This is a genomic window from Devosia sp. J20-27, assembly GCF_055808595.1.
Genome location: NZ_CM147875.1, coordinates 213238 through 237831 on the forward strand (window position 1 = coordinate 213238; position 24594 = coordinate 237831).

Annotated in this window: 26 protein-coding genes and 3 pseudogenes; 14 read left to right on the top strand and 15 right to left on the bottom strand. The window is 63.4% G+C overall.

What is annotated here, in order from left to right:
* Window positions 1–45: 45 nt before the first annotated feature.
* Together AC0L4C_RS00950 and AC0L4C_RS00955 are read left to right on the top strand one after the other, a co-directional pair.
* Window positions 46–999 carry an IS1595 family transposase gene (locus tag AC0L4C_RS00950; protein WP_473401648.1) on the top strand — a complete coding sequence of 318 codons (954 nt, stop codon included), beginning with the start codon at window positions 46–48 and terminating at the stop codon, window positions 997–999.
* Between the two features lie 334 nt (window positions 1000–1333).
* Complete coding sequence (locus AC0L4C_RS00955; RefSeq protein WP_473401649.1) at window positions 1334–1888, top strand: hypothetical protein; 555 nt, start codon at window positions 1334–1336, stop codon at window positions 1886–1888.
* On the opposite strand, the gene AC0L4C_RS00960 is transcribed toward AC0L4C_RS00955, so the two are convergent.
* Entirely contained in the window at window positions 1848–2306 is a 459-nt protein-coding gene (locus AC0L4C_RS00960; protein ID WP_473401651.1) for a hypothetical protein, read from the bottom strand. The two genes, AC0L4C_RS00955 and AC0L4C_RS00960, sit on opposite strands and share 41 nt — an antisense overlap.
* Before the next feature lie 81 nt (window positions 2307–2387).
* Between AC0L4C_RS00960 and AC0L4C_RS00965 the strand changes: the two are divergent.
* A pseudogene (locus AC0L4C_RS00965) lies at window positions 2388–3416 on the top strand (glycosyltransferase family 2 protein); the annotation flags it as partial.
* On the opposite strand, the gene AC0L4C_RS00970 reads toward AC0L4C_RS00965, so the two are convergent.
* Window positions 3413–4663 (bottom strand): D-amino acid dehydrogenase, encoded by a 1251-nt coding sequence (locus tag AC0L4C_RS00970; RefSeq protein ID WP_473401652.1) that lies wholly within the window; start codon window positions 4661–4663, stop codon window positions 3413–3415. The pseudogene AC0L4C_RS00965 and the gene AC0L4C_RS00970 sit on opposite strands and share 4 nt — an antisense overlap.
* A gap of 139 nt (window positions 4664–4802) precedes the next feature.
* On the opposite strand from AC0L4C_RS00970, the gene AC0L4C_RS00975 reads away from it, so the two are divergent.
* The 10 genes and pseudogenes from AC0L4C_RS00975 (at window position 4803) to AC0L4C_RS01020 (ending at window position 17232) form a co-directional block, all read left to right on the top strand.
* Window positions 4803–5762 (top strand): sugar-binding transcriptional regulator, encoded by a 960-nt coding sequence (locus AC0L4C_RS00975; protein WP_473401653.1) that lies wholly within the window; start codon window positions 4803–4805, stop codon window positions 5760–5762.
* A 157-nt stretch (window positions 5763–5919) separates the two neighbouring features.
* Window positions 5920–7224, top strand: a complete 1305-nt coding sequence (locus tag AC0L4C_RS00980; RefSeq protein ID WP_473401654.1) for an ABC transporter substrate-binding protein — start codon at window positions 5920–5922, stop codon at window positions 7222–7224.
* A gap of 102 nt (window positions 7225–7326) precedes the next feature.
* The gene (locus AC0L4C_RS00985) at window positions 7327–8196 is read left to right on the top strand and encodes a carbohydrate ABC transporter permease (protein WP_473401655.1); all 870 of its coding nucleotides are present in this window, start codon (window positions 7327–7329) and stop codon (window positions 8194–8196) included.
* A 176-nt stretch (window positions 8197–8372) separates the two neighbouring features.
* The gene (locus AC0L4C_RS00990; protein ID WP_473401656.1) at window positions 8373–9200 is read left to right on the top strand and encodes a carbohydrate ABC transporter permease; all 828 of its coding nucleotides are present in this window, start codon (window positions 8373–8375) and stop codon (window positions 9198–9200) included.
* Between the two features lie 11 nt (window positions 9201–9211).
* Window positions 9212–10222: an ABC transporter ATP-binding protein gene (locus AC0L4C_RS00995; protein ID WP_473401657.1), complete on the top strand. Its 1011-nt coding sequence runs from the start codon at window positions 9212–9214 to the stop codon at window positions 10220–10222.
* Between the two features lie 28 nt (window positions 10223–10250).
* The gene (locus AC0L4C_RS01000; RefSeq protein WP_473401658.1) at window positions 10251–11723 is read left to right on the top strand and encodes a mannitol dehydrogenase family protein; all 1473 of its coding nucleotides are present in this window, start codon (window positions 10251–10253) and stop codon (window positions 11721–11723) included.
* A 168-nt stretch (window positions 11724–11891) separates the two neighbouring features.
* A pseudogene (locus tag AC0L4C_RS01005) lies at window positions 11892–12635 on the top strand (ATPase domain-containing protein); the annotation flags it as partial.
* A gap of 86 nt (window positions 12636–12721) precedes the next feature.
* Entirely contained in the window at window positions 12722–13600 is an 879-nt protein-coding gene (locus AC0L4C_RS01010; protein WP_473401659.1) for an ATP-binding protein, read from the top strand.
* 1367 nt (window positions 13601–14967) lie between these two features.
* Window positions 14968–15591: pseudogene (locus tag AC0L4C_RS01015) on the top strand (HAD family hydrolase); the annotation flags it as partial.
* Between the two features lie 6 nt (window positions 15592–15597).
* Window positions 15598–17232, top strand: a complete 1635-nt coding sequence (locus tag AC0L4C_RS01020) for an FGGY-family carbohydrate kinase (RefSeq protein ID WP_473403574.1) — start codon at window positions 15598–15600, stop codon at window positions 17230–17232.
* 169 nt (window positions 17233–17401) lie between these two features.
* Here the strand turns inward: AC0L4C_RS01020 and AC0L4C_RS01025 are convergent, their stop codons facing one another.
* From AC0L4C_RS01025 to AC0L4C_RS01050, 6 genes are all read right to left on the bottom strand, one after another.
* Complete coding sequence (locus AC0L4C_RS01025) at window positions 17402–18481, bottom strand: ImmA/IrrE family metallo-endopeptidase (RefSeq protein ID WP_473401660.1); 1080 nt, start codon at window positions 18479–18481, stop codon at window positions 17402–17404.
* 2 nt (window positions 18482–18483) lie between these two features.
* Window positions 18484–19125, bottom strand: coding sequence for a hypothetical protein (locus AC0L4C_RS01030; protein ID WP_473401661.1), 642 nt, complete (start codon window positions 19123–19125; stop codon window positions 18484–18486).
* 71 nt (window positions 19126–19196) lie between these two features.
* Window positions 19197–19793, bottom strand: coding sequence for a Fic family protein (locus AC0L4C_RS01035; RefSeq protein ID WP_473401662.1), 597 nt, complete (start codon window positions 19791–19793; stop codon window positions 19197–19199).
* Between the two features lie 49 nt (window positions 19794–19842).
* Window positions 19843–20049, bottom strand: a complete 207-nt coding sequence (locus tag AC0L4C_RS01040; RefSeq protein ID WP_473401663.1) for a hypothetical protein — start codon at window positions 20047–20049, stop codon at window positions 19843–19845.
* Between the two features lie 455 nt (window positions 20050–20504).
* Window positions 20505–20822, bottom strand: coding sequence for a hypothetical protein (locus tag AC0L4C_RS01045; protein WP_473401664.1), 318 nt, complete (start codon window positions 20820–20822; stop codon window positions 20505–20507).
* Window positions 20823–20915: 93 nt separating this feature from the next.
* Window positions 20916–21104, bottom strand: coding sequence for a hypothetical protein (locus AC0L4C_RS01050; RefSeq protein WP_473401665.1), 189 nt, complete (start codon window positions 21102–21104; stop codon window positions 20916–20918).
* 80 nt (window positions 21105–21184) lie between these two features.
* Between AC0L4C_RS01050 and AC0L4C_RS01055 the strand changes: the two genes are divergently transcribed.
* Window positions 21185–21418, top strand: coding sequence for a LuxR C-terminal-related transcriptional regulator (locus tag AC0L4C_RS01055; protein WP_473401666.1), 234 nt, complete (start codon window positions 21185–21187; stop codon window positions 21416–21418).
* 44 nt (window positions 21419–21462) lie between these two features.
* On the opposite strand, the gene AC0L4C_RS01060 is transcribed toward AC0L4C_RS01055, so the two are convergent.
* The 7 genes from AC0L4C_RS01060 to AC0L4C_RS01090 all read right to left on the bottom strand — a co-directional run bounded on the left by AC0L4C_RS01060 (window position 21463) and on the right by AC0L4C_RS01090 (window position 24593).
* The gene (locus tag AC0L4C_RS01060) at window positions 21463–21762 is read right to left on the bottom strand and encodes a hypothetical protein (RefSeq protein ID WP_473401667.1); all 300 of its coding nucleotides are present in this window, start codon (window positions 21760–21762) and stop codon (window positions 21463–21465) included.
* 148 nt (window positions 21763–21910) lie between these two features.
* On the bottom strand, window positions 21911–22207 hold the full coding sequence (locus AC0L4C_RS01065) for a hypothetical protein (RefSeq protein ID WP_473401668.1): 297 nt from the start codon (window positions 22205–22207) through the stop codon (window positions 21911–21913).
* 145 nt (window positions 22208–22352) lie between these two features.
* Window positions 22353–22733: a DUF1515 family protein gene (locus AC0L4C_RS01070; protein ID WP_473401669.1), complete on the bottom strand. Its 381-nt coding sequence runs from the start codon at window positions 22731–22733 to the stop codon at window positions 22353–22355.
* A 64-nt stretch (window positions 22734–22797) separates the two neighbouring features.
* Window positions 22798–23052 (bottom strand): hypothetical protein, encoded by a 255-nt coding sequence (locus tag AC0L4C_RS01075; protein ID WP_473401670.1) that lies wholly within the window; start codon window positions 23050–23052, stop codon window positions 22798–22800.
* On the bottom strand, window positions 23027–23356 hold the full coding sequence (locus AC0L4C_RS01080) for a hypothetical protein (protein WP_473401671.1): 330 nt from the start codon (window positions 23354–23356) through the stop codon (window positions 23027–23029). Before AC0L4C_RS01080 ends, AC0L4C_RS01075 begins: the two co-directional genes overlap by 26 nt.
* Window positions 23353–23493 carry a hypothetical protein gene (locus AC0L4C_RS01085; protein WP_473401672.1) on the bottom strand — a complete coding sequence of 47 codons (141 nt, stop codon included), beginning with the start codon at window positions 23491–23493 and terminating at the stop codon, window positions 23353–23355. The genes AC0L4C_RS01080 and AC0L4C_RS01085 overlap by 4 nt, the downstream gene beginning before the upstream one ends.
* Window positions 23490–24593: a peptidoglycan-binding domain-containing protein gene (locus AC0L4C_RS01090; protein ID WP_473401674.1), complete on the bottom strand. Its 1104-nt coding sequence runs from the start codon at window positions 24591–24593 to the stop codon at window positions 23490–23492. Before AC0L4C_RS01090 ends, AC0L4C_RS01085 begins: the two co-directional genes overlap by 4 nt.
* Between the last annotated feature and the right edge of the window lies 1 nt (window position 24594).

Below are 24594 nucleotides of genomic sequence, written 5' to 3' on the forward strand. Positions count from 1 at the left end.
GTCAACGTACTACATACGTTACATACGTAACGGACACGATGACAAATGGCACAGCATTTCCTCCTTTCAGCCGCCGCCCGCACCCTTTCTCTGGGTCAGATCTACAAGGCCGGTGAAGAAGCTGCCTACGAGACGTTCAAGTCTCTGCGTTGGCAGGATGGCGAAGCCGTGTGCCCCGATTGCGGTTGCGTCGAGTGCTACGAGATCACCACCCGCCGCAAGTTCAAGTGCTCGGCCTGCTACCGTCAGTTCTCGGTCACTTCCGGCACCATCTTCGCCAGCCGCAAGATGGCCTTCGTTGATCTGCTGGCCGCGATCTGCATCTTCGTAAACGCCGTGAAGGGGCTCTCTGCCTTGCAGTTGAGCCGCGATCTCGACTGCCAGTACAAGACTGCGTTCGTGCTGGCTCACAAGCTCCGCGAAGCCCTCGCCGCCGAAGTCGCCAACCATGAACTGGACGGCGAAGTTGAGATTGATGGCGCCTACTTCGGCGGTCATATCCACCCCGCCAACTTTGCCGATCAGCGTGTTGACCGCCGCTTGTCCGAACACCAGACCGGCAAGCGCCGCGTTGTCGTGGCTCTCCGCCAGCGCAAGGGCCGCACCCGCACCTTCGTCACGATGAACGAAGCCGAAGGCGTGGACATTGCCGCTCAAATCGTGTCGCGCAAGTCGGTCGTGTTTGCTGACGAGGCAGGCCATTGGGACCGTCTGCATCAGGCTTGGATTGTTGGCCGCATCAACCACCGCGAAGCCTACTCAGCCGATGGCGCGAACACCAATCAGGTTGAGAGCTTCTTTAGCCGTCTGCGCCGCATGGTGACGGGCCAGCACCACGGCGTTTCGCCCAAGTACCTGCACCAGTACAGCGCCCATGCGGCATGGCTTGAAGATCATCGTCGCAATTCAAACGGCGACAATGCTATGAAGCTCACCGCCAATTCTTTGAATCATGGGGTAAGCCGCAACTTTGCGGGATACTGGCAACGGTCGATCTGAGATATTGCGGACGACGACTCACGGGCATTTGTACGGGCTTGGAACTAACCTTGTTGACAGTTGTTTACACGATGGTTACATCTCGGGCTCAGAATGCCCGGTAGAAATCGGCACCCACGCAAGGAGATCGAGGATGCGATATCGTACGCCGAAGCTCACGGCTGGCGGGTCGAAATGTGCTCCAGCCACGCGCATTGCTGGTGCAAGCTGATGTGCCCGAACGCCGACCCGTCAGGGTGTACCATCTATGTCTACGGAACCCCGAGAGACGACACCAACCACGCTCGCAAGATCATGCGTTACGTGGACCACTGCACATGTCACGAAGAGAACCATGCCTGAGTACAGCTTTTCATTCATCGTTTCCGGCGTTGATACGTCGAACGACGACTTCGTCAGCCGCTTCTATGAAGCCGGCTGCGACGACGCTACTCTTGCGTTGATGAAGGGCTTCCTTGTCGTATCGTTCGACCGTGAGGCAGAGGATTACGTGCACGCGGTGGTCTCCGCGTTTCACAACACGACAATGGCGGGCGGGCAAGTTGAACGCTTCGAGCCCGACTATCTGGTTAGCCAGTCCGAGATTGCCAAGCGGGCAAACCTGTCTCGCTCGGCTGTTTCCTTGTGGGTCAGCGGAGAACGTGGCCTCAACTTTCCTAGGCCTTGCGCCAGGATCACTACCGAGAGCCCTCTGTGGGATTGGGTAGTTGTATCAAGTTGGCTCCACAAGTGCGACCACTTAGGCCTCAACGAGGTAGTGAACGCGCGTATTGGCCGGACGATCAACCTAGCGTGCCAGCAAAGACTTAAGGCTACTGGTTTGGGTGAGCGGAAGTTGATGGACCAAATCAGGAAGGCGGCAATAGAGCCCGTTTTTGCGGACTGCTGATTTCCCACACCAGCGCTTGCCGCCGCTTACCCACGCGCTGCACCTTCCCCCGCTTCTCCGCCATTCGCAGCGAGTTCACCAGCCGTAGCTGGATACTGACGCGCAAGTGCTTGTCGCCCGCGTCCAGCCCCTTTGCCGTTATGACGTACTCGGCAATCTCTCGGGTGTCCTTTGGACCGTCTGCAAGCGCCTCACGATACAACACGCCAAGCTCTCGGCCCTTGAACAGCCTTCCCAGGTTGAAGTGCATGGGGAACTGTTCGCCCGATGCTGGCGGCTGAAAGAGCATGATGCTTGCGTTGATGTGCGCCAGATCGGCCTTGGCCTGCCCTAGTGCGCGCTCCAGCTTGGCAATGTGAGCCTCTAGCTCACCTGCCTTGGTGCGGAGTGTGTTGATAACCTGTGGAGTGTCGCCCATGCGGTGACAATAGCATCGGATTCAGTTATAAACGCCTATGAACTTGGTGCGTTTGATACATAAGGCCGCGACTACCCGCCGGAAAAGCTCGAAATCCTGTTCCTTGTGGAATCGGGCAGTCCCGAGACCATCGCGGCCGTCGAGGCCGTCGCCGGCGACGCGCGGGTCGAACTGGTCGTCATCCCGCCCGGCCCGCCGCAGACCAAGCCCAAGGCGCTCGACTATGCCCTGCCACTGGTCAGTGGCGCGTATGTCGTGGTGTTCGACGCCGAGGACATTCCGGACCGCGACCAGCTGCGCCGCGCCGCCGGCCGCTTCGCGCAGGACCCGGGACTCGAATGCCTGCAGGCCGAACTGCTGATCGACAATGGCGCCGAGAGCTGGCTGACGGCGCTGTTTGCCGGAGAATATGCCGGCCTCTTCAGCCTGCTCTTGCCGTATCTCGCCGCGCATGATCTGCCGCTGCCGCTGGGCGGCACCAGCAATCACTTTCGTACGGCGTCGTTGCGCGAGGTCGGGGGCTGGGATGCGTTCAATGTCACCGAGGATGCCGATCTCGGGGTGCGACTGGCGCGGCTGCGCCTGCGCACCGGCACGCTGCGCTCGGCAACGGCCGAGGAGGCGCCGATCCGGCTCTCGGCCTGGATGCGGCAGCGAACCCGCTGGATCAAGGGCTGGATGCAGACCTATATCGTCCACAACCGCCATCCACGCGCCTTCCTGCGCGACATCGGCTGGCGCAACTTCCTGTTCTTCCAGATCTATGTCGGCAGCCTGATCGTCTCGTCGCTGATCCACACGGTGTTTGCACTGTCGCTGTCGCTGCAGATCGCCCTCTACGGCCTCGGCTGGCCGCGCTTCGCCGACATCTGGGACGTGGTCTATCTGGCTGTGCTGCTGGTGGGTTATGGCGGCGCCTTCGGGCTGGCGCTGGCCGGGCTGGCGCGGCAGCGGCAGGGCGAGCTGGCCGTCTATCAGGCCCTGCTGCCGGTCTACTGGCTGCTGCATGCCGTGGCCGCCCTGCGCGCCGCCGTCGAGCTCGTCGTCCGCCCCTATTTCTGGAGCAAGACCCGCCACGGCGAGACGCAGATGGTGCGCGTCATCCGCTAGTAGCGCGACAGATCGAGATCGCTGGTGTCGATGTCGGCCGGCTTGCCCGAGACCAGATCGGCCAGCACCTGTCCCGAACCCGCCGCCATGGTCCAGCCCAGCGTGCCGTGGCCGGTGTTGAGAAAGAGGTTCTGGTACCTGGCGCGCCCGAGGATCGGCGTGCCGTCCGGCGTCATCGGTCGCAGGCCGCACCAGAAGCTCGCCTTGCTGGCGTCGCCCGCTTCGGGAAACAGGTCCCGCAGCGAGCGATCGAGCGGACCGCGCCGCGATGGGTGCAGCGTCGTATCGTAGCCTGCGATCTCGGCAGTGCCGCCGACACGGATGCGATCCCCGAGCCGGGTGGTCGCCACCTTGTAGGTTTCGTCCATCACCGTCGAGACCGGCGCCACCGCCGCATTGGTGATCGGCACCGTCAGCGAGTAGCCCTTGATCGGATAGATCGGCAGGCGCAGTCCGATGTCGCGCACCATCTGCGGCGAATAGCTGCCGAGCGCCACCACATAGGCATCGGCCGTCCGCTGGCCCGCGCCGGTGACGACGCCGGTGATCCGGTCGTCCTCGGTCAGCAGCCGCTCGATGCTGGTGCCGAACTCGAAGGTCACTCCCATTTCGGCGCAGCGCCGGGCCATCGCCTCGGTGAACATCTGGCAGTCGCCGGTATCGTCATTGGGCAGGCGCAGCCCGCCGACGAAGTCGACCTTGGCGGTCGCCAGCCCCGGCTCGGCAGCAATGCAGCCGGCCGGATCGAGCACCTCGTAGGGCACGCCATATTGCCTGAGCACCTCGACGTCGCCACCGATATGATCAAGCTGCTTCTGCGAGCGGAAGAGCTGCACCGTTCCCTGCTCGCGGCCGTCATAGGCGATGCCGGTCTCGGCCCGCAGCGCGATCATCATCTCGCGGCTGTGTTCGGCCAGCCGGACCATGCGGCCCTTGTTGGTGGCGTAGGCCTTGTCGGTGCAGTTGGCCAGCAGTCGCAGGCCCCAGATCCACATGCCCGGATCGAGCTTGGGCCGCAGCACCAGCGGACCATCGGTCATCAGCAGCCACTTGATGGCCTTCTGCGGGATGCCGGGGCCAGCCCAGGGCGACGCGTAGCCGTAGGAGAGTTCGCCGGCATTGGCAAAGCTGGTCTCCAGCCCTGCCCCATCCTGCCGGTCGATGACGGTGACCTCATGACCCGCCCTGGCCAGGTAGTAAGCCGAGGTGGTGCCGATGACGCCGGATCCAAGAATGAGCACTTTCATGTCCCCACTCTTCGCCACGCCGCGATGGAAAGGCAAGATCGAACCCGCGCGCACCAGCAATGCATTGCTGCAAATTGCCCCTTGCGGGCAAAAGCTCATTGACCGAGTATCTGCTCCATCATAGGGAGGCAGGCTTCACATGGCGCAGCGGCAGGATACCTCGATCAATCGTCTTGACGACGCGGCGCGGGCCGGCTGGCTCTACTATGTGGCTGGAAACAATCAGGAAGAGATCGCACAAAAGCTCGGCGTGTCGCGCCAGACGGCGCAGCGGCTGGTGTCGCTCTCGGTCTCGGAGGGCCTGATCAAGGTCCGTCTCGATCACCCGATCGGCCGCTGCATGGAACTGGCGGAAGGCCTGCGGACGCGCTACGCCCTCGACTTCGCCGAGGTGGTGCCGACCGATCCGGCGGCACCCGCCTCGACCCAGGGCGTGGCCATCGCCGCGGCCGCCGAGATCGAACGCTGGCTCAAGCGCGCCGAGCCCATCGTCATGGCCATCGGCACCGGCCGCACGCTGAAGGCTGCCATCGAACAGCTGACGCCGATGGATGCGGTGCAGCACCGGGTGGTGTCGCTGACCGGCAATATCACGCCCGATGGCTCGGCGGCCTTCTACAACGTCATCTTCAACATCGCGGAAGCCGTGAAGACGCGCAGCTTTCCGATGCCTCTGCCGGTCATCGCCTCCTCGCCCGAGGAGCGCGAAATGCTGCTGCGGCAACCGATGATCCGGGAAACCCACGCCCTCGCCGCACAGGCCAATATCACCTTTGTCGGCATCGGCGACCTTGGCCCCGATGCGCCGCTCTATGTCGACGGCTTCCTGTCGGCGGCCGAACTCAGGAACCTGCAGAAGAACGGCGCGGTCGGCGAGATCGTCGGCTGGACGTTCGACGCCCAGGGCAAGCTCATAGACGGCCTGACCAACGACCGGGTTGCCAGCGCGCCGCTGCCCTCGAGAGAATCGTCCACCGTTGTGGCAATCGCCATCGGAGAGAAGAAATTGCCCGGCATCAATGCGGCGCTCAATCGCCGCCTGGTCAATGGTTTGCTCACAGACGAGCGCACCGCCGAAGGCCTCCTGTCCTTCCAGTAACCCTCTTATTTTCCTTCGTTATTGCCTGCTCCTGCGGTTTTCCTGACGTACGTGCGTCAGAGAATCGTTGCAGCTCCCGCTTGACTTGCACCACCAAATATTGGGTAATTGCCCACGACCGAGGCAAATGCTCGCTTCGGAAACTGGGAGGACTTTGATGAGACTACTACCCCTCGTGGCGGGCGCCTTTGCGCTTGCGTTTGCCAGCTCCGCCTCGGCGGAGACCATCACCATTGCGACCGTGAACAACGGCGACATGGTCCGCATGCAGAAGCTCACGGACGATTTCACGGCCAAGAACCCCGGCATCGAAGTCGAGTGGGTGACGCTGGAAGAGAACGCGCTCCGCCAGAAAGTGACCACGGATATCGCCACCAAGGGCGGTCAGTACGACGTGATCACCATCGGCACCTACGAAGTGCCGATCTGGGCCAAGCAGGGCTGGCTCGTGGCGCTCGACAATCTGGGTGCCGACTATGACGTCGACGACCTGCTGCCCGCCATCCGCGGCGGCCTGTCGCTCGATGGCAAGCTCTATGCCGCGCCGTTCTACGGCGAAAGCTCCATGGTCATGTATCGCAAGGACCTGATGGAGAAGGCCGGGCTGACCATGCCCGATGCTCCGACCTGGGACTTCATCCGCGAAGCTGCCGAAAAGATGACCGACCGCGCCAATGGCGTGAACGGCATCTGCCTGCGTGGCAAGGCCGGCTGGGGCGAGAACATGGCGTTCCTGACGGCGATGTCGAATTCGTTCGGCGCCCGCTGGTTCGATGAGAACTGGACACCCCAGTTCGATCAGCCGGAATGGAAAGAGACGCTGCAGTTCTACGTCGACATGATGAACGCATCCGGCCCGGCCGGCGCCTCGTCGAACGGCTTCAACGAGAACCTGGCGCTGTTCCAGCAGGGCAAGTGCGGCATGTGGATCGATGCCACGGTCGCTGCGTCCTTCGTGACCGGCACCGACTCGACCGTTGCCGATCAGGTCGGCTTTGCACTGGCGCCCGACAAGGGGCTGGGCAAGCGCGGCAACTGGCTCTGGGCCTGGTCGCTCGGCATTCCCGCCGGCACCCAGAAGGCAGAGGCTGCCGAAAAGTTCGTCGCCTGGGCAACCTCGAAGGACTATCTCGAGCTCGTCGCCGCCAATGAAGGCTGGGCCAACGTCCCGCCGGGCACCCGGACCTCGCTCTACGAGAATCCCGAGTACCAGGCTGCGGCGCCGTTCGCCAAGATGACTCTGGACTCGATCAATTCTGCCGATCCGACCCAGCCGACCGTCAAGCCGGTCCCCTATGTCGGCGTGCAGTTCGTGGCCATCCCTGAGTTCCAGGGCATCGGGACCACTGTTGGTCAGCTGTTCTCGGCGGCCCTCGCCGGACAGTCGTCGGTGGATGACGCGCTCAAGCAGGCGCAGGATGTCGCCACCCGCGAAATGACCAAGAGCGGCTACCTCAAGTAATCCCTCCCTGACGACCCCGGGGGTCGCCCGCCCTACCCTCACGGGCGGCCCCCACTACCTCACAGACTAGAAACTGCACCGGCGTTAAGGGGAGAGAGCGCCATGGCTACGCAGCAATCGCGCGGACTTGCACGCATCATGATGGCCCCGTCGGTCCTCCTGCTGCTCGTCTGGATGATCGTGCCGCTGGGGATGACCCTGTGGTTCTCGTTCCAGAACTACAACCTGCTCAATCCGGTGCAGAGCTTTGCCGGCTGGACCAACTACTATTACTTCTTGACGGACCCGGCCTTCCTGCAGGCGATCGGCAACACGCTGATCCTGGTGCTCGGGGTGCTGGCCATCACCGTCATCGGCGGCACCTTCCTGGCTCTGCTGCTCGATCAGCCGATGTTCGGCCAGGGCATTGTGCGCATCCTCGTCATCTCGCCGTTCTTCGTCATGCCGCCGGTTGCGGCGCTGGTGTGGAAGAACATGCTGATGAACCCCGAATACGGGCTCTTCGCCGACATCGCGCGCGCCTTCGGGCAGCAGCCAATTGATTGGTTCGCACAGCTGCCGATGTTTTCCATCGTCGTCATCGTCGCCTGGCAGTGGCTGCCGTTCGCGACGCTCATCCTGCTCACCGCGCTGCAATCGCTCAGCGAGGAGCAGAAGGAAGCTGCCGAAATGGATGGCGCCGGCTTCGTCAACCGCTTCATCTATATCATCCTGCCGCACATGGCCCGGGCGATCACCGTGGTGATCCTGATCCAGACCATCTTCCTGCTCGGCATCTTTGCCGAAGTGCTGGTCACCACCAATGGCGGCCCCGGCTACAACTCGACCAATCTGGCGTTCCTCGTCTATCGCACGGCCCTGTTGTCGTTCGATGTGGGCGGCGCATCCGCCGGCGGTGTTATCGCCGTCATCCTCGCCAACATTGTCGCCATCTTCCTGATGCGCGCCGTGGGGAAGAACCTCGATGCGTAGCTCCAGCGGACTTGAACAGGCGCTCACCCCCTCCTCGGCCCTCCCCACAAGGGGGCGGGTGCTGGTCAGTGATTGCGGATGGACCGCGCCACAAACGCAATCGGCACTTCCCCCCTTCGTGGGGGAGGTTGGGAGGGGGGCGCGACTGGCGCCCAACCTGAAGGGGAGCGTCTAGAATGGCACGCGAAGCAACACTCCAACGCAAGCTCGCCTTCACCGCCCTCGCCTGGGCCGTGGCGCTGATCCTGTTCTTTCCGATCCTCTGGACCATCCTGACCAGCTTCAAGACCGAGGCGCAGGCGATTGCCTCGCCGCCGGTGCTGATCCCGACCTGGACCATCGAGAACTACATCGAGGTGCAGGACCGGGCCGACTACTTCCGGCACTTCTTCAACTCGGTCTGGATCTCGATCGGCTCGACGCTGCTGGCACTGCTGATCGCCATCCCCTCGGCCTGGGCCATGGCGTTCACGCCGACGCCGCGGACCAAGGACGTACTGATGTGGATGCTGTCGACCAAGATGATGCCGGCGGTCGGCGTGCTGGTGCCGATGTACCTGCTGTTCCGCGACTTCGGGCTGCTCGACACGGTGTGGGGGCTGACCATCGTGCTCACCCTGATCAACCTGCCCATCGTCATCTGGATGCTCTACACCTACTTCCGCGAAATCCCGGTCGACATCCTCGAAGCGGCGCGCATGGATGGCGCCATCCTCTGGAAAGAGCTGGTCTACATCCTCGTGCCCATGGCGGTGCCGGGCATCGCCTCGACCCTGCTGCTCAATGTCATTCTCGCCTGGAACGAAGCGTTCTGGACGATCAACCTCACCGCGTCCAAGGCCGCACCCTTGACCGCCTTTATCTCGTCGTTCTCGAGCCCCGAGGGGCTGTTCTGGGCCAAGCTGAGCGCAGCTTCGACCCTCGCGATCGCACCAATCCTGGTTCTGGGCTGGATCAGCCAGAAGCAACTGGTGCGCGGTCTCACCTTCGGCGCCGTGAAATAGGGGAAATTCCGATGGGCTCCATCACACTCGAACACGTCAACAAGACCTTCGGCGGCCATCAGGTGATCCCCGATGTCTCCCTTGAAATCGAAGACGGCGCCTTCGTCGTCTTCGTCGGGCCCTCGGGGTGCGGCAAGTCTACTCTCCTCAGACTGATTGCCGGCCTCGAGGACACGACGGGGGGGCTGATCAAGCTCGACGGCGTTGACGTCACCGACAAGGGTCCGGCGCATCGTGGCCTCGCCATGGTGTTCCAAAGCTATGCGCTCTATCCGCACATGACCGTGCGGCAGAACATCAACTTTCCGCTCAAGATGGCCAATCTCGACAAGTCGGTCGCCGACAAGAAGGTGGCGGATGCGGCGCGGGTGCTCAACCTGACCGACTATCTCGATCGCAAGCCACGCCAGCTCTCGGGCGGCCAGCGCCAGCGCGTCGCCATCGGCCGGGCCATCGTGCGCGAGCCCAAGGCGTTCCTGTTCGACGAGCCGCTCAGCAATCTCGATGCGGCGCTGCGCGTCAACATGCGCCTCGAGATCACCGAACTGCACCAGCAGCTCAAGACCACCATGGTCTACGTCACCCACGACCAGGTCGAGGCCATGACCATGGCCGACAAGATCGTGGTGCTGAGCGCCGGTCGCGTCGAGCAATACGGCACCCCGATGGAGCTCTACAAGACGCCGGCCAACAAGTTCGTCGCCGGCTTCATCGGCTCGCCGAAAATGAACTTCCTCGAAGGGGCAGCGGCAGAAAAATACCGCGCTGCCACCATCGGCATCCGCCCCGAACACCTTGCCATCTCCAAGGAAAGCGGCGACTGGAAGGGCACGGTCGGCGTGGCCGAGCACCTGGGCTCGGACACCTTCCTGCACGTGCATGTCGAGGGCGGCGGGCACCAGACCGTACGCACCGATGGCGAGCGGGACTTCCGGCACGGCGACACGGTCTGGCTGACGCCCGATCCCAGCCGCATCTACCGCTTCGACTCCAGCGGTCTGTCCCTGCGCGACGGGGACTGACCGGACGACGACCACAAGGACCACGCCCATGCCGACCCCACTCTCGGACGCCGACCTTCCGGAGATTTCCCGCTCCGCCGCCGTGCCACACTACCGGCGGGCGGATCTGCGGGCCGGCATCGTGCATTTCGGCGTGGGCAATTTTCACCGCGCGCATCAGTCGGTCTATCTCGACGCCCTGTTCAACCTGGGCATCGACCACGACTGGGCGCTGATCGGCGCCGGGGTGCGGGCGGCCGATGCCGACATGCGGGCCAAGCTCGCGGCGCAGGACTACCTGACGACGGTGGTCGAGCAGGAAGCCGGCACCTCGCAGGCCCGGGTCACCGGCGCGATGATCGACTTCCTGCCGGTAGGGGACGCCGCGGCCACCATTGCCCGGCTGGCCGATCCCGCCATCCGCATCGTCTCGCTGACGGTGACCGAAGGCGGCTATTATATCGACCCCGCCTCGCAGCAGTTCGACCCCAGCCATCCCGACATCGTCGCCGATGCCGCCAATCTGGAGGCGCCAAAGACCGCTTTCGGCCTGATCCTCGCCGGCCTGCGCCGCCGGCGCCACAACGGCACCGTGCCCTTCACGGTGATGAGCTGCGACAATATTCCCGGCAATGGCCATGTGACGCAGAACGCCATTGTCGGCCTCGCCGCGCTGGTTGATGCCGATCTTGCCGGCTGGGTGCGTGACCAGGTGGCCTTTCCCAACGGCATGGTCGACCGCATCACCCCCGCCACCTCGCAGCGCGAGCGCGACACCCTCGCCACCGATTTCGGCATCGTCGACCAGTGGCCGGTGTTCTGCGAGGAGTTCAAGCAGTGGGTGCTGGAGGATCACTTCACCGCCGGCCGGCCGGCGCTGGAGAAGGTCGGCGTGCAGTTCGTCGCTGACGTCGCGCCGTTCGAGTTCATGAAGATCCGCATCCTCAATGGCGGCCACGCCACCATCGCCTATCCGGCGGGGCTGCTCGACATCCATTTCGTGCACGAAGCGATGGCCGATCCGCTGATCCGCGGCTTCCTCGAAAAGGTGGAGCGGGACGAGATCATCCCCACCGTGCCGCCGGTGCCCGGCACCGATCTGGGCGACTATTACGCGCTGATCGAGCGCCGCTTCTCCAATCCCAAGATCGGCGACACCATCACCCGGCTCTGCCTCGACGGCTCGAACCGACAGCCCAAGTTCATCCTGCCCACCGCCGGCGATCGGCTCAAGACCAGTCAGTCGGTCACCGGCCTCGCCCTCGTCACGGCGCTCTGGGCCCGCTACTGCTATGGCGAAAGCGACAGCGGCAGGTCCATCGCGCCGAACGACCCCAGCTGGGATCGTCTCACCGCCCTCGCCCGCGAGGCCAAGGCCGACCCGAAGGCCTGGCTGTCGATGACCGACATCTTCGGCCCGCTGGCCAGCGACCCGACCTATGTCGCCGCCTTCACCGCAGCCCTCTCCAGCCTCTGGCAGGACGGCACCCGCGCCACCCTCGGCCGCTACGTCGCCGGGTAGCTCTGGCCACGTTCACGGCCCGCCAGCGCGGCCGGCCGAAGTGTCTGGGTCGAACACATTCGTGGCGCGACGCTGGACGCGCCTCCTCGCTTTGACTAGCGTCGCCAGAGACTGGTTCCGGCGCGCGTTCTGACGCGCCCGCCAACGTGCTGTAAATAGAGAACAATGATGGCTGACAACGTGCCCATGCGGGCAAAAGCCGGGTTCGGGATCGCCGGGCTGGACGACGTAACCGACGGCGGGCTCGCCCTGGGGCATCTCTTCCTGCTCGAAGGCTCTCCGGGCACCGGGAAGACAACCGTGGCGCTGCAGTTTCTCCTCGAAGGCGAACGCCGCGGGGAAAAAGGGCTCTATATCACCCTCTCGGAAACGGCCGAGGAACTGCGCATGGGCGCCGCCTCGCACGGCTGGACGCCGGGCCCGATGATCGAGATCTACGAGCTCGTGCCACCCGAGACGCTGCTCGGCACCGATCAGATGCAGACCTTGCTCTACTCGTCCGATCTGGAACTGGGTGAGGCGACAAAGGCCATTCTCGACCAGGTGGAACAGGTCAAGCCGCTCCGCGTGGTGCTCGACAGCCTGTCCGAAATCCGGCTGCTGGCCCAGAGCTCGCTGCGCTACCGGCGGCAGATCCTGGCGCTCAAGCACTATTTCGCCCGTAACAAGGCGACGGTGCTGCTACTCGATGACCTCACCTCGGAAGCCACGGACAAGACTGTGCACAGCATCGCCCACGGGGTGATCCGGCTCGAGGAAATCACCCCCGACTATGGGGCCGAACGCCGCCGGCTGAAGGTGTCCAAATATCGCGGGCAGAAGTTTCGTGGCGGCTACCACGATTTCACCATTGCGACGGGCGGCGTCCAGGTGTTCCCGCGCCTTGTGTCGGCGGAGCACAGGACGGTGTTTGAGCCGCACGGCGCGGCGCGGCGCTGACCCAGCGGCTGCTGGCCTTTGCGCGCCGCCAGGACCTCGCCGTCAAGCACCAGGACCTCGTGTCGCTGGTCAAGGGCATGGAAAGCCTGATGCGCCAGTCGGCGGGCGCGGGCGTGGAGATTGTCATCGACGCCCGGCAACCGGCAGCGACGGCGGAGGTGGACGTCAACCAGTTCGAGCTGGCGCTGCTCAATCTGGTGGTCAATGCGCGCGATGCCATGCCCGATGGCGGCACGGTCACGATCACCATCGACGAGACGCTGCTGGGCGAGGAGACCGCCGGGCTGCCGCCCGGACGCTATGTCGACATCGAGGTGGCGGACACCGGCAAGGGCATGGATGCCGAAACCCTGCGTCGCGCCGTGGAACCCTTCTATTCCACCAAGGGGGTCGGCAAGGGTACCGGCCTGGGCCTCTCGATGATCCATGGCCTCGCATTGCAGCTGGGCGGATCACTGCAACTGGCGAGCACGCCGGGTGTGGGCACCCGGGCCCGGCTGCTGCTGCCGGCCGTGGCGGGCGAACAGGACGCCCTGCCGCTCCCGGCCGAAGCCGCCGCGCCGGCGGCCGGCCCTGTCGCACATTCCCGTATCCTCGTGGTCGATGACGATGTCCTGATCGCCATGAGCACGGTCGAAATGGTCGAGGATCTCGGCCATACCGTCACCGAAGCCAATTCGGGCGCCGCGGCGCTGGAAATCCTGCGCAGCGAAACGGCGATCGACCTGCTGATCACCGACTTTTCCATGCCCAAGATGTCAGGCGCCGAATTGATCCAGGCCGCCCGCGAACTGCGCCCCGGCCTGCCGGTCATTCTTGCCACCGGATATGCCGAACTCCCGGGCGACACCAAACTCGACGTCAGCCGCCTCAGCAAACCCTATGAACAGCGACAGCTGGCCGAACAGATCAACCTCGCCCTCGCCCGAGCCCACTGACCCTGCCTCTCGTCCGTTCTGAACCCGCCTCGCAGGCTTCGCCCTGTCCCGAACGCGCGCCCGACCTCGTCAGTCGACAGGCTCAGGATGATGCAGTGAGCTTCCGTCTCACTACATCTCCATGGCCACGGCCATCTCAGTCAGCCACCCTCCCCCTTGCGGGGAGGGTCGGGGAGGGGGTTTGAGAGCCCCGATCCTGCTGCTTCCCCACCCTTGATCCCTCCCCGCAAGGGGGAGGGTGACGACTGCAAACCGCCACTCAGCGACCGTCACCAAGGTGCTGCGGCGTCCGCGTGCCCGACCTCGTCCTTCGACAAGCTCAGGATGAGGTCTTCGAAACGCTGATGCTGCGACTCTCGCCCCAACACCCTCATGGTGAGCCTGTCGAACCACGAGGGGTGAGCCACCGATCTCCCGCTAATTCCTGCCATCTGCCGTTCAGGCTGTAGCAAATCCGTTCAGAGGGCAGACAGATTGCCTCTCCCACCTCTCCCACCGCCCCCTCCTCCTGCCCTCTGGCACCGCCACGGAAGAGCAATCGCACCTGTCGATGGAGAGCCCCTCCTTCCCTTCTTCCCTTGCGGGAGAAGGTGCCCGAAGGGCGGATGAGGGGTTCTGGCAAGGCCACAGCTCCTCACGTCGTTTGGAGCCGCGACGGCACTACCTGTTGCCCACCCCTCATCCGGCGCTGCGCGCCACCTTCTCCCGCAAGGGGAGAAGGAAACCGGGAGAGATCTGCGGCGTCCAAGAGCCAACAAATCGCTGCCATCTGCCGTTCACCCTGCAGCCATTCCGTTCAGACAGCAGACAGACTTATCCCCGCAGCTTCCCACCACACTACACTTCCCCCATCGCCGCCCCGAAACGCGAGATCATGACGAGTGATTGGGGGCAGCGAGGCCGGGTGGTCCGGATGTCGGTCCGGATCAGGCCAAGCCGGGGAGGGTGTGCAGGCCCAGGTGACCTGCCGCCTTAATTTGCTGCCGTGGGTGGGCGTCTGTCGTGCTCATCCCCAGGGGTCGGACTGGAGAAGCGTGAAGAGCGTGGTCCGGTCGAGACGGCGACCCTGCGGCGGAGGGGCGATCCGTAAATGCCCTGATCCTCTTCGGTGAACGCCGAAAATCCCGGTGGCAACGGCGGAGCCGAGCTCCAGCCGGGCGTACCTACCCGCGTCCGGCATTCGAACCATCGACGGGCTCTGCTCCGCCGTTGTTCGCGACTACCACCACAACCGGAGGCGGCAATGCCGGCCGGGGTTTCGGCATGTCCCGCTGGCTGCGCTTGCAGCGCGCGGCCCATGCCGCTAGGCATAGTTTCCGAGGAGAGGGGCGTTGTCGAAAACCACCGGCGAACGCGGCGGAGCAGTGATGCCGCCGATCCAGCTGATCATCTTTGATTGCGACGGCGTGCTGGTCGACAGCGAGCCGCTCGCCATTCGCGTTCTGCTCAAGGTCCTCGCCGCCCAGGGGATCGAGATCGGGCGCGCGGACGCGTTCCGCAATTTCCTCGGCCGCAGCCTGTCGTCGATCTCCGACAGTCTCAACGAGAGCCACGGCACGCATCTGAGCGAGAGCTCGCTGGTCGACATGCGCGACCAGCTCTATGCGCTCTATCGCCGCGAACTCAAGCCGACCGCCTGGCTCAAGCACGTGCTCGACCAGCTCGAGCTGCCGGTCTGCGTCGCCTCGTCCAGCCATCTCGAACGCATCGGGCTCAGCCTCGAGCTCACCGGGCTGACCGGGTATTTCGCGCCCAGCATCTTCTCGGCCTCGATGGTCGAAAATGGCAAGCCGGCGCCGGACCTTTTCCTGCACGCCGCACGGAGCATGGGCGTAGCGCCCGAAAACTGTCTCGTCATCGAGGATTCGCCGGCCGGCATCATGGCGGCGCGCACCGCCGGGATGCGGGTCTTTGCCTATCTGGGTGGCGGACATATTGCCGAGAGCGGGCTGCGCGCCGATATCGAGGAACTCGGGCCCGACGCCATCATGGAAGACATGCGCGCCCTGCCCGGCCTGCTCGAGCTGGCGGCAACGCGCCGGAGTGGCGCCGCCGAACTGCTGGTCGCCGTCGATGTCGGCACCGGCAGCGCGCGGGCCGGGGTGGTGACGCCGACGGGGCGACTGCTCGGCCGCGCCGAACATGGCATCGACATGCAACGCACCGATGCCAACTTTGCCGAGCACTCCTCCGAGCAGATCTGGGAGGCTGTCGGCTTTGCCGTGCGCGGCGCCATGCGGCAGGCCGGGGCGCGCCCGGAGGAGGCGGTGGGCATCAGCTTTGACGCCACCTGCTCGCTCGTCGTTCGCGATACCGCCGGTGCGCCGCTGCCGGTCAGCGTCACCGGCGAGGCGCGCTGGGACACCATTGTCTGGCTTGATCATCGCGCCCTTGCCGAAGCCGAAGAGTGCACGGCAACCGGCCATCGGGTGCTCGATTTCATCGGTGGCGTCATGTCGCCCGAAATGGAAGTACCCAAGCTGATGTGGCTCAAGCGCCACCTGCCCGACACCTGGGCCAGGGCCGGACACTTCTTCGACCTCGCCGATTTCCTCACCTGGAAGGCCTCCGGTTCCGACGCGCGCTCGCAGTGTACGCTGACCTGCAAGTGGACCTATCTGGCGCATGAAACGCCGAGCTGGCAGGGCGACTTCCTCGAGACCGTCGGTATCGGCGACATGACGGCGCGCGGCGGCCTGCCCGAGCGGGCCAGCCCGATCGGCACCGATCTCGGCTACCTGACCGCTGAAGCGGCAGCCCGGCTGGGGCTGACCACGCGCTGCCATGTCGGCGCCGGCCTGATCGATGCGCATGCCGGAACGCTAGGAACCCTTGCCGCCTTTGCCGGCGATGCCAGCACCATCCACCGGCATCTGGCGCTGATTGCCGGCACCTCGAGCTGCGTCATGGCGCTGTCGCCGGAACCGCGGCCGACCGCCGGTGTCTGGGGCCCCTATTCCGGGGCCGTGCTGCCCAATGTCTGGCTCAACGAAGCCGGCCAGTCGGCAACCGGGGCACTGCTCGATCACCTGCTGCGCTGGCACGGCGCCGGGGGCGAACCCGGCCGCGACCTGCATCGTCGCGTCGCCGAACGCATCATGGAGTTGCGCGCCAGCGAAGGGCTGGGATTGGCGTCGCGCCTGCATGTGCTGCCCGACTTCCACGGCAACCGCTCGCCCCTCGCCGATCCGAATGCTCTCGGGGTGATCTCCGGGCTATCGCTCGACAGCGATTTCGACAGCCTCTGCCGGCTCTACTGGCGCACCTGCGTCGCCATCGCGCTGCAGGTCCGGCACATTCTCGAAACACTCAACGACAAGGGCTATGCCATCGACACCCTGCATGTCACCGGCGGGCACACGCGCAATCCGCTGCTGATGGAGCTTTATGCCGATGCGACGGGGTGCACGGTGATCGAGCCGGTGACCCAGGATGCCACCCTGCTGGGCGTCGCCATGGTCGCGGCGACGGCCGCCGGACTGCACGCGGACCTCGCCTCGGCATCCACCGCCATGGCCCGCGGCGGCCACACCCGCCGCCCCGACCCGGCCGCCCGCCCGCAGTTCGACAAGGACTACCGCATCCACCTGACGCTGCACCGCCAGCGCGCCGAAATCGAAGCCATGACATGAGCTGGAGCGGGTGAAGGGAATCGAACCCTCGTCGTAAGCTTGGGAAGCAGGCTCTTCTTGAGACACGACAATGACATGGCTGTAAAAGCTGACGCTCGCCGAGCAGGAATTTCCTTTTGGTTACGTATCCCCTGTAAAATTCTTAGGAGCTGGATCCTTAGCTAAAGGCTCACTTAACCACGCGGAGTCGCCCTCGAGCTACAGATGGTGCGAGAACCGTTGATGAGGTCATGGGGATCGTGGCTAAGCCAAAGATGAGGGCAGCGACCTCCCGTGGCGGCACTCTCAGATCCTGAGCTATTCCTGCAAAACCCGTGCCTTCGGAACGTAGCGCCGCTAGCACTTTTTGCCAGACCTGCGATTGCTCGACCCGCATAGAATTCGGCTCAGCCTTGCGCCATCCTCTTCGAGATATCTCTTGGAAGAGTTGCTGGTATGTCCACTTGGAGATGATACCCGTCTCAAACAAGCGAAAAGTCATCGCCGCGACTGAGACCATCCACTGTCCTTTGAGTTCAAGCACCTGAGGAAGGCCCGAAACTCTCGAGATCGATCGCAACGACGCCTCCGGCATCAAGAAGGCCGCCGCGAAAGCATTCGCTTCCTTCTCAGCATCCAGCCCCACAGGCGCTGCATGCTTGTGCAGCACCAAATGACCCAACTCGTGCGCTGCGTCAAAGCGGCTTCTTTCGGCGGACTTTTGGCTGTTAAGAAAGACATAGGGACGACCGGACCGCCACACAGAGTAGGCGTCAACCTCATCGCCTGGCTCCGCCAAGGAAAATACGCGCACCCCCTTCGCCTCCAAGAGGTGAACCACATTTTTGATTGGTCTAATGCCGAGACCCCAATACTCCCGTAGTCCGGTCGCCGCCACCTCCGGATCATCTTCTCGCATGTCCGGGACGTCAGCGATTGGCAAGTCAAACCCGCGATCAAGCCAATCTGACATGAGGAAGGCGATAGCGCCGGCGGCCACCGCTGCATCACGCTGGCCGGCTGTCATCTTGCTCATGGATCGAAAGCTGACTCCCTCTGGGATCGGTATGTCTGCTTCGTCGGCGTGGAAAAAAGAAAGCGGGTAATCCAGGACGCGAGCAATCTTCTCTGCTGTTGCGTCGCTCGGAGGGTACTCGCCGGACTCATATCCGGTCACCGCACGAGGCTCTACACCGACCCGAAGCGCAAGTTCTTTCTTCGTCAGGGCAGCGCGCTGACGAGCTATTACGAGCCGCGATTTACTGAACATTTTCAGGCCTTGCGCTTAACAGGCACGTCGATGTCTGGTGCGTCCAGTTCCGGCGATGCTGGAATTCCATCGCGGTTGTCGATCTCCGGCAGAAAGATCCGCTCGATCCACTCCACAACCTGACCATCCTTCATTCGGCCTGGGAAAGACAGTTCAGCCCGACAAAACTCGTCGGTTATGTTCACCATCAAGATCCACGTGGGGTACTCCAACACCGTAGCGGCCCGGCGCAAGTCCTCCTCCAAGGTCTCGGGAAACAGATCCTCGTCATACCGATTCCGAGTGATAGCTGCTTCGGTGTATAGCCCTTTGAGGGATTTTGTCCGCGGCGAACCCTCTGCTTCGCAAGTGTGATCGTCTGCACTTGCAACAACGATTTGAATGCGGCGCTCGTCATTGATTACGAGCGAGTAGTTTGCGGGATCTGCCTTTCGCCAGCCCAGCGGGAGAAGCTTGTCTCGGAGCGTCCGGACAACCATGCGCCACGCCTCTGTACCGGGAATGAACGGCGGATCGTTGGGTGAGCAGCTTAGGCGCCCCACAAGACCGGCGGTGATCGCATCCATCAACGCCTCCGTTGAAACCCCCAGTTCCGCGAGCCGTCGGCGCGAGTCGAAGGCATGCTTGCGAATGACCGTTTTCATATCAACACCGCCTACTTCATTTTTTCTACCTTCTAGAAGGACGAGAAAATGAAGTCAAGCGCGTCGGCCGCCTAAACCTCTGACAATTGGTCCTTCAACAGACCTTGGAGGTAGCCTGCGAGCTGCGATACGTCAAAATGCCCCTCTTCCCAGCGAACATCGGCGGCCTTGAGTGCGTCGTAATAGGGGCCTCGGTTTTCGCGGATGCGCTCTGGCACGATCTTCTTTCCGGGAATGAGGGCACCGTACTTCATGCATAGAAGGTAATAACAGGCCGCTCGGGCTGTGCGGCCATTGCCCTCCACAAAGGGGTGAATCCAATTTAGTCGCCAGAGTACATAGGCGGCCATAAGAGTCGGGCTTTTCACGGTCTCCCAATTCTCATGGATAGTTGCCAAGCAGCGATCCACCTCATCAGGCACCGTTCTGTAGTGCGGCGGCACATGCTTGCCGACGTATATGGGGTCCTGCCGAAATCTGCCGCCAAACTGGGCAATGTTGGCTACTGCAGCTGCATTTAGTGACCAAAGGGTGTATTTGTCGAAGGCCTCGATACCTTTTGCTAGGCCAATCTCGATGCAGTTGGTCAAGAGATCGTACTGGCGCAGTAGATTCTGCTCTTGGACGCGCTTGAAGAGCGCCGGATCGTCGGCTTCTCTCACAGACATATTTTCCTTACCCCCTCATAAAAGGAGGGGCCCTTAAGGGCCCCTCGTTCTATTCCATCAGGCGGATGTGCATCGACGTCTGTCGAACACTCTCTTTGGTGATGCCCTCGGCGTCCATCGCGTTGCCATAGGCAAAGCTGATGCGTTGCTCCCGCAGGTCCTCCTCACTTACCGGCCTCATCTTCGTGCTGTTGATGAGTTCGGTCAGCTCTGGATCCACCGGCGTATCGTCCCAGAACTGCTTGCGGTCAGCCATTTTGTCCTCTTTCAGTCAAACGAACTATGCGCTCGAAATCCTTTCGGATCGTGAACGGTCTCCGACGCTCGTCTGCGACGTGCGCAACTTCGGTGTCGTGAAGCGCTTCGCGTCCGAAGCACTTTGCAAACGTAGTCGCTTTTTCGTCGCTGCGCCATAGGTGGTCCCAAATATGTTCTATGCGTATGGTGCACAACGTAGCGCAAGCAGTATGGCCGCAACTGATAACGACGGTTTGATCGTGGTCAAATGGGCGCTGGTTGGAGGTCCACCGTCGGCTATCATCGGGTCGCCTTCGACTCAGTTCTCTACGTCGGCTCTACCACGCACGCGGCAGCGGGGGAGATTGCAGTAATTAAGGCAAGCGATGCGACCAGGGCATGGCGGTGTATCAAAGCCGTTCTCCAAACTGATTGCCGTCACGGTATCCAACAGCGACCCGACGCGCCACCTCTCTAGCCCTTCAACTCGAGCTGCCAGCGTCTGCCGGTGTCGCCGCGCCCGGGCGTGCCGGCGGCCGGATCCTCAATCAACATCGGCACCCAAGGCCGCTGCCCGCATTCCTTGCACCGCAACCGCGGCATGATTTGCCTGAGCGTTCGGCGCCAGCCGAGGTTGGCAGCCATGAGACGCAGCGGATAGAGCCGCCGGCCGCAGTCGCACTTCGTCTCCAGCCATAACCCGGTAAGCGCCTGCAGCTCGAAGTCCCAGGGCGGCGTCAGGGGTCGTGGCGCCGGTTGGTCTGGCGGCAGTCCATATTTCGTTTCGGTCATCGCGGCTTCGCATGGCGCTATGATGCATGAGAACAAAACTGGAACGCAAGCCGCTAGGGATTGTGGCTGGTCGACTGCGCCGCCACCACGCAGCTACTCTTCGACCTTGTGAACGTGCTCCGCGGCGAGCGTGATGCGGCTCTGGCCGAAGCCCTCGATCTGCACCGTCACGTCCCAACCGCCCGAGGCGTTTTCAGCCATGCGGGTGACTTCGCCGCGAACGAATACCTCATCGCCGACGTCGAGATCCTTGTGCGCTGCTTTGGTTGGTTTTCGTGCCATGGAAACGCAGAATGCATGATCAGCGTAAATGATCCATCCATCAACTTGCGCGGCATCGCGCGGCGTCGTTGAATACGTGCATGGGCTACCCGAAGCGCACTGTCACAACCGGCCTGGACGCTCTGACACCATCAGAGATGAAGGTCCTGCGTGGTCTCTTGACCGGCGCAACTACCGCCGGCGTTGCGAGTCAGCTGGGTATCTCAAAGCGAACCGCCGATATTCACCGCACCCACCTCATGAGGAAGCTCGAGGCTCGGTCGATGGTCCACCTGGGCGTGATTGCCACCAAGCTTGGCGTCGATGCCCAATAGAACGAACGCGGGGCAAGGCCCCGCGCTCCTTCTTGTCTCTGCGGTTATTCAGCGCAAGGATCGATATCGGCAACCCGGATACGCTCGCCGATATCGAGATCGCGAACGAGCATCATTATTTCTGTGGCGTCGCCGACGCACACAACCTTCGCTGCGGGCGCTGCCTCGACCGGCGTCGTCAAAGAGCCGGTAGACTTGAGCGCGTCGCAAAAACCACCAGGGCGTTCCCATTCCGCCGGTGCGTCAACGCCGCAAGTCAAGGCGTTGGCGGGCGTCGCAACGAGGGCGGCCGGCACTGCAAATGTCGACACAGCGAACAATGCAACTGCTACAATTTTCTTCATGATTAGTCTCCTTTGGGCTGGGTATTGCGTCCACCCCAGCCGACGCGGCACAACGCGTCCGCTTCAGCAAAAAGTAAACATCTATAGGTGCTTACACACAGGATTGCCGTGGGGCCAAAACCCCGCGACCTCATAGGGGTGCCAGCCATCATTCGACGTAGCACGGACCTTCAGCAGCCATGTGGACCCGCTCGCCGATCTTGAGATTGCGAAGTAGAAGCAAAATTTCGGACTCATAGGCCTCGCATTCGACCTCCTTCGTCCCCTCAACCGGCGTCGTCAGCGAGCCGGTGGACTTGAGCGCATCACAAAAGCCACCAGGGCGCTCCCACTCTGGCGGTGCGTCAACGCCACAGGTCGCGGCAGAAGACGGCGTAGCGATAAGGGCCGCCGGCACGGCAAACGTCGAGACTGCGAACAATGTCGCGGCAACAATTTTCTTCATAGTATCTACCTCTTTTTGACTGGGTTGCGTCCGCCCCAGCCGACGCAAGATTGCGCGTCAGCTCCCGTCGGAAAGTAAACAACCCGTAAACGCACCATGCAAGCCCCCATGCTGTTGCAAGTCGTTTGCGTCGTGCTCGGCGACATCAGCTAATCCGGAGCCAGGTCCGGATGGTGTTGACCACGCCCTCGCCCACCGTCGCCAGCGTGATGCCAAGCGCGGTGAAGGCGAAGCCGAGCAACGTCAGACCGACAAAACCGATCGTGCGCATGCGCTTGAAATCGTCGGTGGCCGGTTTTACGTCAGTCGCCACCACTGCCTCCAGAACCTCGGCCTTGTCACGCGCCTGCGCGGCGACCTTGCCGACGATCGAGACGTCCTCCTCAATCTTTTCGAGCTTGGTGTGCATTCGGCCGCGGCTATCTCGGCTGGCCTCCTTTTCGGCGTCGAAATCAGCCCGCTGACGCTCCATGCCCTCTTCGAGACGGCCGAGCGCGCGCATGATTTCGTGCAGATCGTCGGCCACGGCGCCGCCTCCTCTTGCGGATTGCCGTGACACCGGCTTCCTTGGCTTTCTCAGTGCGGGCGCGCTAGCGCACATCGCCCGACCCGGTGAACTCGATCCGCCGCTCATCGTACCAGGCGCCGAACTGGCGCAGCCGGCCGGCATTGACCAGGTTCGCCGTTTCCTGCGCCTTGGCCACCAGCTCCCAGTCGGAATTGTCAGGCGGACGCAGGGCTGCGACCGGCTCGGTCCAGTCTGGTCGGTCTGGCAGCTGCCGGGCGAGGACGCGATCGGCGCCACCGCGGCCGCAGGTGCTAAGGGCCCCAGTGGAAACGATCAATGTCAGCGCCAGAAGCACGCTGGCGCCGAGCTTCCGGCAAAGTGTCAAGTTGGGCGCGGAGAGCATCGATCTCTTCCTCCTGTTTCCGGGTTTCGGCCTCGAGGGCAGCGGCCTTGCTGCTGGCACTGGCGCGCGCCAGCTCGGCCAGCCGCTGGTCGGCCCGCATGGTTTCGATCTCTACGCGCAGCGCGGCTGCTGCGCCGCGGCTGCGCTCGGCATTGACGCCGGTCTGGTAGGCGCCGGCGAGGAGCAGCGCTCCGGCCAGGCCAACGGCTGCGTAGAGTTTGATGCCAGTGAGGATCATGGCTCTTTCTCCCAAGGCTCCAGCGCTGCCCTCTCGTTCTCACGGCGGCGGTCCCGCCGTTCCCGTATCGCGACAAAGAGAACGGTGGCCGTGAGCACCAGGATGGCGATCAGGCCGGCAACCAGTGGCGCGATCATCGCCGCACCCCTGCCCTGACGGCAGCGATGCCGGCAGCCTCTCCCTTGCGGCTCTGCTGCCAGACCCAGAAGGCCCCGGCGGCGAAAACCAGGCCATAGACCCACACCGGCACGTCGCCGAGCAGGTCGAGCGCCGGCTGCACCGTGCCGCGCACGTGGTCGAGGTTCTCGATCGCCCAGCCAGCGGCACTCCACAGCGTGCCGGCGACACCGGCAACGAGTGCCGAGATCTTGGCGAAGAAGTTGGCCTTGACCTCCGGCACCTCGGCCCGCACCTCGGCCGGCGTCACCTCCTGCCGGGTTTCGGAGACACCGCGCGGCCGGGCAGCCAGAATGGCCTCGAGCAGTTCGCCGCTGGGTTGTCCGGTGTCGGGCAGGCTGTGCTCTTCCTCGAAGGCGCGGATGGCGGCGCGGGTATCCTTGCCATAGTCGCCGTCGATCATGCCGACCATGACATAACCGCGATCCCACAGCGCCTGCTGCACCAGCCGCACAAGGGTAGGTTCGGGCCGCTCGGGCGCGTCGTCGGGGTCATCCGGCACGGTATCGCCGTTCCACAGCGCCCGGGCCGCCTGTATGGCCCTCGCCACCTCCGGCACGCTCACCAGGCGCTTGTTGATACCATCACCGTCATAGTAGCCGTCGCCGGACTTGAGCTGCCGGTGCTGGCCCATGATCGGGGTGAACACCGGAAAACTCGCCCATTCCTTGGCAATGGCGTTGCCGAAGGCATTGCGGCTCATGGCGCCGCGCAGGAACTTGTCGAGGCCGCGCCACACGAGCAGCTGCAGCCCAAGCTGGTCCTGCAGATCGGGCGTGAACTTCTCCCGGCCCGACAGCTTCATGGCCTTCTTCAGCCGCAGCAGCGTCTTGCGGATGATCTGGTAAGCGCCGGCAGCGCCGCTGGCCGCGCCCCATTCGCGCACCCAGCGCAACTGCTCGGTCAGCAGCTCGTCGATCGACATCGAGGTGATCGGCTTGGCGAGTCTGCTCTGCCGGTGGTCGATGATGGTTTCATAGGCAGCAGCTCCGCTCTCGCCCGTTTCCGTCTGGCGGATGAGCGCAAGCAGAGGCGCCGCGCCCGAGGGTGCGGTTGTCATG